The 2,369-nt window shown below is 61.6% G+C and carries 1 protein-coding gene; it reads right to left on the minus strand.

The window, feature by feature from the left end; translation table 11 throughout:
• The coding region (locus ACIPW4_RS27210; protein WP_400663745.1) for a hypothetical protein at window positions 1–2,348 on the minus strand (2,348 nt) is incomplete at its 3' end.
• Between the last annotated feature and the right edge of the window lie 21 nt (window positions 2,349–2,369).

Below are 2,369 nucleotides of genomic sequence, written 5' to 3' on the forward strand. Positions count from 1 at the left end.
ACGCTGCCAGTCGAAGCACCGATCTTCTCGTAACCACCACCGGTACCGCCCAATACATTGACGGAGAGGCTGCCGGCGTCGACGAACACGTCTTCACCGTTCGGGTTGGCCACGGTCAGCGAACCGTGGCCGGTTGCATCCAGGGTGACCTGGTGGGTGACGTCGCCGAACTTCACGTTCAGCACGACCGGATCGCTACCCGCGCGTGGCGCGGTAGTCATCGCGAAGTTGAAGGTGATGTCCTGACCTTCATTCACCGGGTCTGCAGTAACGACAGCAGTTACCGGCGTTTCAGTGTCACGCACGTCAACAGAACCAGTGGAAGCACCGATCTTCTCGTAGCCGCCACCGGTACCGCCCAGCACATTGACGCTCAGGCTGCCGGCATCGACAAACACGTCTTCACCGTTCGGGTTGGCTACGGTCAGCGAGCCATGGCCAGTTGCATCCAGGGTAACCTGATGAGTAACGTCGCCGAACTTCACGTTCAGCACGACCGGATCGCTACCCGCGCGTGGCGCGGTAGTCATCGCGAAGTTGAAGGTGATGTCCTGACCTTCGTTGACCGCAGCTGCAGTGACCACGGCAGTGACCGGCGTTTCAGTGTCACGCACGTCAACAGAACCAGTCGAAGCACCGATCTTCTCGTAACCACCGCCCGTGCCGCCCAAGACATTGACGGAGAGGCTACCGGCGTCGACGAACACGTCTTCGCCGTTCGGGTTGGCTACGGTCAGCGAACCGTGGCCGGTTGCGTCCAGAGTGACCTGGTGGGTGACGTCGCCGAACTTCACGTTCAGGACAACCGGATCGCTACCCGCGCGTGGGGCAGTGCTCATCGCGAAGTTGAAGGTGATGTCCTGGCCTTCGTTGACCGCAGCTGCTGTGACCACGGCAGTGACTGGAGTCTCGGTATCGTTGACCTGGACGCTGCCAGTCGAAGCACCGATCTTCTCGTAACCGCCACCGGTACCGCCCAATACATTGACGGAGAGGCTGCCGGCGTCGACGAAGACGTCTTCACCGTTCGGGTTGGCCACGGTCAGCGAGCCATGGCCAGTTGCATCCAGGGTGACCTGATGAGTAACGTCGCCGAACTTCACGTTCAGCACGACCGGATCGCTACCCGCGCGTGGCGCGGTAGTCATCGCGAAGTTGAAGGTGATGTCCTGACCTTCGTTGACCGCAGCTGCAGTGACCACGGCAGTGACCGGCGTTTCAGTGTCACGCACGTCAACAGAACCAGTCGAAGCACCGATCTTCTCGTAACCACCACCGGTACCGCCCAATACATTGACGGAGAGGCTGCCGGCGTCAACGAAGACGTCTTCGCCGTTCGGGTTGGCTACGGTCAGCGAACCATGGCCGGATGCATCCAGGGTGACCTGGTGAGTGACATCGCCGAACTTCACATTCAAGACAACCGGCTCGCTACCGGCACGTGGCGCGGTGCTCATCGCGAAGTTGAAGGTGATGTCCTGGCCTTCATTGACTGGGTTAGCAGTCACAACTGCGGTGACCGGCGTCTCGGTATCGTTAACCTGGACGCTGCCCGTCGAGGCACCAATCTTCTCGTAGCCACCGCCGGTGCCGCCCAGCACGTTGACGCTCAGGCTGCCGGCATCGACGAACACGTCTTCGCCATTCGGGTTGGCAACGGTCAGCGAACCGTGGCCGGTTGCGTCCAGGGTGACCTGGTGAGTCACGTCGCCGAACTTCACGTTCAGGACGACAGGATCGCTACCCGCGCGTGGCGCGGTGCTCATCGCGAAGTTGAAGGTGATGTCCTGGCCTTCGTTGACCGCAGCTGCAGTGACCACGGCAGTGACCGGCGTTTCGGTGTCACGCACGTCAACAGAACCAGTCGAAGCACCGATCTTCTCGTAACCACCGCCTGTACCGCCCAGCACGTTAACGCTCAAGCTGCCAGCGTCGACGAACACGTCTTCGCCGTTCGGGTTGGCTACGGTAAGCGAACCATGGCCGGTTGCGTCCAGGGTGACCTGGTGAGTAACGTCGCCGAACTTCACGTTCAACACGACTGGCTCGCTACCCGCACGCGGGGCAGTGCTCATTGCGAAGTTGAAGGTGATGTCCTGGCCTTCGTTGACCGCTGCTGCGGTGACCACGGCAGTGACCGGGGTCTCGGTATCGTTGACCTGGACGCTGCCCGTCGAAGCACCGATCTTCTCGTAGCCACCGCCCGTGCCGCCCAGCACATTGACGGTGAGGCTGCCGGCGTCGACGAACACGTCTTCGCCGTTCGGGTTGGCCACGGTCAGCGAACCGTGGCCGGTCGAGTCCAAGGTGACCTGGTGGGTGACGTCGCCGAACTTCACGTTCAGCACGACTGGCTCGCTACCCGCGCG

The organism is Pseudomonas sp. NPDC089996 (assembly GCF_044748405.1).
Classification (GTDB): Bacteria; Pseudomonadota; Gammaproteobacteria; order Pseudomonadales; family Pseudomonadaceae; genus Aquipseudomonas.